General features: G+C 44.8%; 5 protein-coding genes and 3 pseudogenes. 6 read left to right on the top strand and 2 right to left on the bottom strand.

Annotated features, from left to right (window positions below):
• Nucleotides 1–632: 632 nt before the first annotated feature.
• The 4 genes and pseudogenes from BHV72_RS06570 to BHV72_RS06560 all read left to right on the top strand — a co-directional run.
• Nucleotides 633–890, top strand: a pseudogene (locus BHV72_RS06570) (SWIM zinc finger family protein); the annotation flags it as partial.
• Between the two features lie 43 nt (nt 891–933).
• Nucleotides 934–1059 (top strand): annotated as a pseudogene (locus tag BHV72_RS19630) (DUF7825 domain-containing protein); the annotation flags it as partial.
• Nucleotides 1060–1271: 212 nt separating this feature from the next.
• Nucleotides 1272–2045 (top strand): M15 family metallopeptidase, encoded by a 774-nt coding sequence (locus tag BHV72_RS06565; protein WP_122271755.1) that lies wholly within the window; start codon nt 1272–1274, stop codon nt 2043–2045.
• Between the two features lie 61 nt (nt 2046–2106).
• The gene (locus tag BHV72_RS06560) at nt 2107–3297 is read left to right on the top strand and encodes a THUMP-like domain-containing protein (protein ID WP_122350804.1); all 1191 of its coding nucleotides are present in this window, start codon (nt 2107–2109) and stop codon (nt 3295–3297) included.
• Nucleotides 3298–3366: 69 nt separating this feature from the next.
• Here BHV72_RS06560 and BHV72_RS06555 read toward each other — a convergent pair whose 3' ends face one another.
• A complete protein-coding gene (locus BHV72_RS06555) occupies nt 3367–5190 on the bottom strand; it encodes a mechanosensitive ion channel family protein (RefSeq protein WP_005676666.1) in 1824 nt (607 codons plus the stop codon).
• A 127-nt stretch (nt 5191–5317) separates the two neighbouring features.
• On the opposite strand from BHV72_RS06555, the gene BHV72_RS06550 reads away from it, so the two are divergent.
• Nucleotides 5318–6298, top strand: a complete 981-nt coding sequence (locus BHV72_RS06550; RefSeq protein ID WP_286855309.1) for a calcium/sodium antiporter — start codon at nt 5318–5320, stop codon at nt 6296–6298.
• A gap of 19 nt (nt 6299–6317) precedes the next feature.
• Here the strand turns inward: BHV72_RS06550 and BHV72_RS06545 are convergent.
• Nucleotides 6318–7798: pseudogene (locus tag BHV72_RS06545) on the bottom strand (DUF4874 domain-containing protein).
• A gap of 243 nt (nt 7799–8041) precedes the next feature.
• Here BHV72_RS06545 and BHV72_RS06540 point away from each other — a divergent pair.
• On the top strand, nt 8042–8600 hold a 559-nt coding region (locus BHV72_RS06540), incomplete at its 3' end, for an alkaline phosphatase family protein (RefSeq protein WP_286855307.1).

The following is an 8600-nucleotide window of genomic DNA, read 5'->3' as shown; positions in this document are numbered from 1 at the left end:
ACATAGAGATAATTAATGTGTTGACAATCTGCCTTATACAAGGTTAGTATTAGAGTCTCATAATCTGGAGGTCCCTGGTTCAAGCCCAGGCTGGTCCACATAAGAAGCCTTGTAAATGTAATGTTTACAAGGCTTCTTTGTTTGTTATATGTCTATTCTTAAATAAAAGCGGCTCAACATAAAAGACGGGCAAGTTTTGGATCAATGTAAAGTTTTAAAGAGTTCTATCTGAGAAAATAAAAATCCCATTCTGATGTCACACTTGACACTCAAAATGGGATAACACAAACAAAACAAACAATATTGGAGCGATTTTCACAAATGGCTCATACGGTATATCTAATAAATTAAATTATGTCATTACGGTATTTAAATCTCGAACAAAGGTATCATTTTACATTTAAATGCAGAATATGATTTAATATTAGTTATAAAGAATAATATTTTTATGTATAAAGAATAGTTCAAAATTATAAAGAATTGTAGTTATATTACTTCTACAAACTTCAATTATTCAACTTATAATGTGAAACATACCCTCAGAAGTAATGTAAATCCCGCAACTTCTTTTCTTGCAAGAAATAAATTTCTATATTGGGGCAATAAGCAACCCAATACCTATTTATCCAACTATGGCTGATACCATTTCTTATCAATACGCCGCTCTGTCTGCATTGCAACGCGCTGCCGACCAGGACGAACTATGCCTCGCCAAATACAGTGAAATAGAGAAAAAAGACGCTCCCTGTTTCTTTTGGGGGAAGTTGACGCAACCTTATATGACGGCACGCTGCCTCATCGCTCTGTCCAACGTAGTACAATCCAGTTTCAACCTGACTCCCGCCCAACTTTCGATACTGAAAGACCCAATTGTGACAGCAAGTAACAACCACCAACATCCCCTTTCTGCAAGGGCTGAACCGGGAAGAACGGGAAATCTATGCGGAACTGCTATCGGTCAATAACAGCAAAAGCGAAAGCGGATACATCCTGCACCTGCTTGACGTATGGAAAGGAACAGCCAATCTGAAGAAAGCAGTCGCTAACATCCAGCGATAGGAAGAGCCGCTACAAGCCCTTATTCCTCTACCTTGTGCCACCGGCTTGTCACAGTTGTGCCATCGAAGTGTCACAGTTGTGCCAAGCGGGTGGCACAACTGTGACAGCCCCGTGGCATCACCCGGTCACTCCAACAATCAGGATTTAAAGGTAGCTTATTGGAGCTAAAGCCAAAAAGAAGTATCTTTGACGCACTAAATACAAAAGCCCGAATGAGATTTCTAAAATATAGTTTGCCTGTCCTCTGTCTGCTTCTGGCAGAATGTACTTCCGTTTCCGGTCACAAGGAAAAGGAAAGGCTCACCATGGCAGAATACAAACATCCGTCGGATGATATGCAACCCCGCGAAGAATGTTCCCCTGCCCCTCAACCAAAGAAAAGTGCCATGGCTCTCTACATGGATTCTTTAGGACTGGTCAATATAGCGGAACTGGACAGCAGTATCACCGTGAAGTTGATGTACACACAAGCCGACAATTTCACCGGAGAGGTGCTTTACGATGATTTGTCGGAAGCCTATCTGCATCCCGACGCAGCATACGCCCTCGTGAAAGCACAGGAGGCACTGAAACAACTGCATCCTTCCTACAATCTCGTTGTCTACGATGCCGCCCGTCCGATGTCCGTACAAAAAAAGATGTGGAATGTAGTGAAAGGAACACCCAAATACAAATACGTCTCCAACCCGAACCGTGGCGGCGGACTTCACAACTACGGACTGGCGGTAGACATCAGCATTCAGGATTCTCTCGAACAACCCTTGCCTATGGGAACCAAGGTAGACCACTTGGGGATAGAAGCCCATATCACACAAGAAAGTGAACTGGTACGAAACGGAAAAATAAGTGAGGCGGAACGGCAGAACCGGATACTGTTGCGGAGAGTAATGAAAGAAGCCGGATTTCGCGCCCTGCCCAGCGAATGGTGGCACTTCAACTTTTGTAGCCGGGATGTAGCAAGGCAGAAATATAAGGTAATACCATAAATAACAAGGCAATATCCGGACATCAGACTTATTTATCTCACTTCCCGAACAATAACGACCTATGACTCCAATCTCTCCCGAAACCCGACAGTTTATCAACGAACATCAATCCGACGATGTACGCAACCTGGCCCTGCAAGCCCGGAAATACCCCGATGTAGACATACCGGCTGCTATCACCCAAATAGCAGGACGACAAATCGCAGCCGAGAAAATCCCCTCCTGGAAAGAGATAGACGATATATGGTATCCGAAACATCTTTCACTGGAGCAATGTTCTTCAGAAATCACCGCCCGTTATAAAGCAAGCCTCCTGCAAGGTGAGTCTCTGGCCGACCTGACCGGAGGATTCGGAATCGACTGCTCTTTCCTTGCCACCGGATTCCGATCGGCTACTTACGTAGAACGTCAGGCAGAACTCTGCGCCATAGCAGCCCACAACTTTCCCGCACTCGACCTCAACCATATAAGTGTCAGAAACGACGACGGAGTAGCCTATCTGGAAGCCATGTCTCCGGTAGACTGTATCTTTCTCGACCCCGCCCGCCGCAATGAGCACGGCGGAAAAACCGTTGCCATTTCCGACTGTGAGCCTAATGTGGCCGAGCTCGAAGGACTCCTGTTGAGCAAAGCCAACCGGATAATGATTAAACTTTCCCCCATGCTCGACCTTTCACAGGCACTGAAAGAATTGCCGCACACACAGGAGGTACATATCATCTCCGTCAATAACGAATGCAAAGAACTCCTGTTGTTACTCGGACAGACAGCACCGGAAGAAATCCCGGTTCACTGCGTAAACCTCTCCACAAAAGGAGAGCAGGAAAAACAACTCTTCGTATTTACCCGCGAACAGGAACAGCACAGCGAGTGCAGCTATACAGACACACTTGGCAATTATCTGTACGAACCCAATGCTTCTCTCCTGAAAGCCGGTGCTTTCCGCAGCATTGCCGCGGCTTACTCCGCCAAGAAGCTGCATCCCAACAGTCATCTCTACACTTCCGATACGCAGATTGAAGGTTTTCCCGGCAGAACATTCCGCATCATCAACCGGTGCAGCCTCAACAAAAAGGAAATAAAGGAGAATCTGTCAGACCTGAAAAAAGCGAATATCACAGTCCGCAACTTTCCGGCTACGGTGGCAGAACTCCGTAAACGTATCAAGTTAGCGGAAGGGGGAGATACCTACCTCTTTGCCAGCACCTTAAACGATGGACAGAAAATACTGATCCGTTGCGGGAAAGTCTGATTCCTGCCGGATGAGAAAGAAGCTTCCTCATTACATCATCTATCAAGAAAGTATCATAGAGTAAAGAAACTATTTTCCTGATTTTTCTCTCAAGTCATCTTTGGGGATTGTCGTCTCGTTTCCATCCCGGACAGCCATATAATGCGGGGACATGATTTCAATGCCCGCCTCATTAAATTTATCTTGAATGTTCTGGTGCAAGTCCGAATAGATTTGAGTCATCTTATCCGCTTCCTTGATATAAGCATTAATCTGATAAACCGGATACCAGTCACTTAAAGATGTTTCCAACACGAACGGACGCGGATCGTCCACCACTCCGGGAGTATTCAATGCCGCATCAATCAATATCTGATTGACTTGCCGCCAAGGGATATCATATCCGATAGATACTTCCGAATGGATAATCAACCCGTATTCACGTGCCGAGGTACTGTAATTCACGGTATGCGAGGACATGATAAATGAGTTGGGAACGGTAACCACCTCATTCTTCGGTGTACGGATACGGGTGACAAGGGGTGTTTTCTCTATAATATCTCCGGTAGTATCATTCAGTTTAATCCGGTCGCCCAACTTAAACGGGCGCATATACGTAATCACCAGCCCGGCAATAATATTACCGATCACCGTACTTGAACCCAACGATACAATCAATCCGACAAATACCGAAATCCCTTGGAATACCCCTGAATCAGAACCCGGCAAATAAGGATAAATCATCGCAATCATAAATGCGTAAAGCAGGAAACGGACGATATGGAAAGTCGGCATTGCCCAATCCGGATAGAAACCGTTGAATTTCAAACGCCCTGCTTCTATCTCACGGGCCAGATAGTGCACCAGTCGTACCAGATACCGCACTGCATACCAGATAATAATGATTGTAAACAGCTTGGGAATATAATCAATAATACCCACAAAAATGCCACGGATCGGGTTCCAGATATAACCCAATATACGATAAGCCAGTCCTTCTGTTTGCGGGAAAATAATGAAAATCAGCGGAATAGTAATCAATAACTGCAATCCCATAAGAATATACCGCCCGATGCCCGCCAGAAAGACTAACAAATTAGCTTGTTTTTGGGCATCCAACAATTCATATCCTTGAATGGAAACAGGTCGTATCTTCGTATCTTTCAGACGCAAAATACGTACTTTCAGTTTACGGAAAAGCCAGTTCGTCAGGCGAAACAGGAAGTATTGCCCGACAATCACCAGAATGAAATAAAGCACACGTTTCGCCATTCTCCAAAGCCCGTGTTCGGCTTTCATATCGTGCAGTTTGGTGATAACGTTTTGTTGTCTTTCCTTCGCAAGAGAATCACGGGAAATGCCTTCCCACAAAGCATCCTGATCGGTAAGGGAAAGTAACACCTTGTTACCGTACATCAAATCGGAAACAATGTCCGAATGGTCGATCGACACGGAGTCCGGGCGGAGGTTAAAACGTCTTCCCAGTTCTTCAATTGCAGCACCGGTCATTTGCGCACGTTGCTGGGGAGTGTATCCGCCACGTTTGGTAAAAAGATAAAATAAGGTATCTCCGTCGGCTACCACAGGGATTCCTTTGGTAAACTGTCGCAAAGAATCGATACGTTGACGCTGCCGGGCGTACTTCACGGAGTCGACGGCAGCCATTTGCAGTTTCATCTGCTCCATTTCCATACGCATATTCGCCTCGTTGAGCCGGGCTGCTTCGAGGGATTTTTGCAGATTGGCCACATAGACAGAGTCTGAATCCCGGTTCAGAGGTGTGTTGTGCACGGTAGTTACACTATCACCTGCAAATATCTTCTTGACAGCTTCTCCCAACTGTGCCCGTACTCCCGTTGTTCCCAAAAGTACAATGAGCAGTAACACTAAACGTTTCATTTTATTCATTTCCATATCCTATATCCCCTGACAGTGAATTAAGGTTAATCTGTTTTTTCACTAAAACAGAGCAAACATACGGATTGTTTTTGACATATCAATTTTGAAAATGATTATCTTTGCCACTAAAAGAGAAAAAAACATGAATATACTGTTTCTTATCGGAGGATTAATCCTCATTCTTCTAGGAGCTAACGGACTCACGGACGGGGCTGCTTCAGTTGCCAAACGTCTCCGTATCCCCTCCATTGTTATCGGGCTTACTATCGTCGCGTTCGGTACTTCTGCCCCCGAACTCACCGTCAGTGTGTCTTCTGCTCTTAAAGGCAGTGCGGACATTGCCATAGGTAATGTGGTAGGAAGTAATATATTCAATACACTGATGATTGTAGGCTGCACGGCTTTATTCGCTCCGATTGTCATCACCCGGAATACACTCAAAAAAGAGATTCCGCTCTGCATTCTATCTTCTGTCGTCCTGTTGGTTTGCGCCAATGACGTCTTTCTGGATAAAGCACCGGAAAATATCCTGAACAGGGTAGACGGACTGTTATTGCTTTGTTTCTTCGCTATCTTTATGGGATATACATTTGCTATCGCTTCCAAGCCCTCCTCCACAGGGGGACAGGAAGAACATCCCGTACCGGAAGAAGAGAACGAGATAAAATTGCTCCCCTGGTGGAAATCGGTTCTTTATATTATCGGAGGGCTGGCTGCACTAATTTACGGAGGACAATTATTTGTTAACGGGGCTACGGGTATCGCCCGCAATCTGGGCGTCAGCGAGTCAATCATCGGCCTGACACTGGTGGCCGGGGGAACTTCTCTGCCGGAACTTGCCACCTCTATCGTTGCCGCACTAAAGAAGAATCCGGAAATAGCTATCGGAAACGTAATCGGCAGTAACCTCTTCAATATCTTCTTTGTATTGGGATGCAGCGCCAGCATTACTCCCCTCCACCTTAGCGGAATCACCAACTTCGACTTGCTCACACTGGTCGGCTCGTGCATCCTGCTCTGGCTGTTCGGATTCTTCGCCAAACGGACAATCACACGGATAGAAGGAAGCATTATGATACTCTGCTATGTAGCATATACCGTGGTATTGATTTATAATACATAGATAAAAAGTAAACTAACATTTATTTCACCTCGACAATCGTCAATACATTAACGCCATATTTTCCGTCATCGGATATCGCCCAGGTAGTATCCCCATTCGCACAACGGATAGCGTAACGGGAATTATATTTCAGCCTTTCCGAACCGTCCGGTATCCACAACCCTAACCTATATTTTCCGGGAGCAACCGAATCCGGCAATCTGAGAGACAAATCAACGGAATGCGTCAACGGCGTATATGTAGAATCTTCCGGCTGGAACGGTTGCCAGTCCAACGGATTTGCTTCGGTCGGAAATTCCATGACTTTCCCTTTATCGTCAATCAGTACGAAATAGACCGGATGTTCGCCAAACACAGTAGCAAACCCTCTATTTATCAAACTCAGGTTCAGGAGATTGTCTTTTCCTGCTTCCAACGCTTTCGGTATCCGAAGAGATTGCAGTTCAATCCGATACCCCAAATGATCGCGTATATAATCGAACATATTACGTTCCACCTTCGTACCATCTTTCTTTTGGAAATAACTGTCGGATACAGGCATATGATGCTGATGCAAAGAATCTTCCGTTATCATGGTTTTCTTCCAGACTACCATTGAATATTCAGGAGGATTATTCTCGTCAAACTTATTATTGGGGTGTTGTTCCTTATAATTATGTATCACGCTCAATGAGGTGAAGTGCTGGAGGAACAGACGTCTTGCTGTCTGCAATCCGTCAATAATCCAACCCGCCGAAGGACTGTCGGGATCGGCACCTACACTCCAGAATCCCCAAGGCAACTCGCCATCGACCACCAAATAAGGCGATTCTTTGACTCCGCATCCCAACGATCCGGACGTATCACAATAAAATCATCATGAAACGAAAGCCTCTTATATAACTCCGGCTTATCTTTCAGCAGATTCTTAAACATAGGAAGCCTTACCTGTACCTGCCTTTCTTCGGGAACCACCGAAAGAAGTTTTTCCAAAATAGCAGTTTTCGTTTCATCTGAGTTCTCCAGTCCTTGAACAGAGCTGTGCCATTCTCCCCAAGCACCCACCATACCGGCCTGTACCACCAGAATCAGGTCTTTATTTTTCTCCAGAAAAGGTTTCAACTGGTCCAGATGTTCCAATATCTGCTCTCCGGTAGGCCCGACCGCCGCTCTCCCCATAAAATCCCGCTCGTAGGCAAAACGTAATACCGCCTTCTTTCCTTGTTTCTGCAATTCATCAAAATACACCTGCATCGTATTAAGATTCTCTTCCGACAGTTTTTCACCTATCAGATAAGTAAGATAGAAATAGCTCTGGGCAAGCGAAACACTATCCGCCACGTATTTGGCAGACAGTTCCAACAGTTCTTTTGTCGAACTGTCTTTTTCTTCTTTCACATCTACCGCCGTCTCCAACCGGAAACCTCGTCCGGGATTATAGATTCCGTTTTCACCGTGCGTATCATCTACACAAATTCCACGAAAATCAAGAACCTGCTGCGATCTTCGCCAAACGGACAATCACACGGATAGAAGGAAGCATTATGATACTCTGCTATGTAGCATATACCGTGGTATTGATTTATAATACATAGATAAAAAAGCTTCCGGCTGAGTTTGAAATAAAAAATGCAAAAGTATGAGTTAATGCTAAGATTGTATTTGTTCCACCAACAGAATAACTCTACCTTTGTCTAATAAAATAATACATGAGAAAACTTAATTCATTAAATCAACAATATTAATTACTTAATGGAAAATATCATGAATAGACAAAACGCTTTTACGCTACTTGCTACATTCGCACTACTTTTTTGTTTCACATTCTCCTGCAATGCCAAAGGAAAAGACAAAGCCAAACATGTTGTTCTCATCGGACTGGACGGTTGGGGAGCTTACAGCTTGCCTAAAGCAGACATGCCCAATGTCAAGAAACTAATGGAAGACGGAGCTTACACGCTCAAAAAACGCTCGGCACTTCCTTCGTCCAGTGCTATCAACTGGGCATCCATGTTTATGGGAGCCGGTCCCGAACTTCACGGATACACCGAATGGGGATCTAAAACTCCGGAACTTCCGTCACGTGTTTTAAACAAGAATGGAATCTTCCCCACTATCTTCCAATTACTGCGTGATGCCCGTCCGAAAGCAGAGATCGGCTGCCTGTATGAATGGAACGGAATCAAGTATTTAGTAGATACACTTTCTCTAAGCTATCATTATCATGTGGCCGATTACAACAAGACTCCCAAAGAGTTAGGCAATATGGCATCTGCTTACATAAAGGAGAAACATCCGACTCTTGTTGCTATCTGCTATGATA

The organism is Bacteroides sp. 43_46 (genome assembly GCF_001915455.1).
Classification (GTDB): Bacteria; Bacteroidota; Bacteroidia; order Bacteroidales; family Bacteroidaceae; genus Bacteroides; species Bacteroides caccae.
The sequence above is the reverse complement of the archived record's forward strand: the minus strand, read 5'-3'. Positions and strand labels throughout refer to the sequence as shown.

Excerpts from the sequence above, each read along its gene's own strand:
- BHV72_RS06555 (WP_005676666.1), bottom strand. The coding sequence starts at position 5,190 with ATGGAAATGAATAAAATGAAACGTTTAGTGTTACTGCTCATTGTACTT.
- BHV72_RS06550 (WP_286855309.1), top strand. The coding sequence starts at position 5,318 with ATGAATATACTGTTTCTTATCGGAGGATTAATCCTCATTCTTCTAGGA.
- BHV72_RS06560 (WP_122350804.1), top strand. The coding sequence starts at position 2,107 with ATGACTCCAATCTCTCCCGAAACCCGACAGTTTATCAACGAACATCAA.
- BHV72_RS06565 (WP_122271755.1), top strand. The coding sequence starts at position 1,272 with ATGAGATTTCTAAAATATAGTTTGCCTGTCCTCTGTCTGCTTCTGGCA.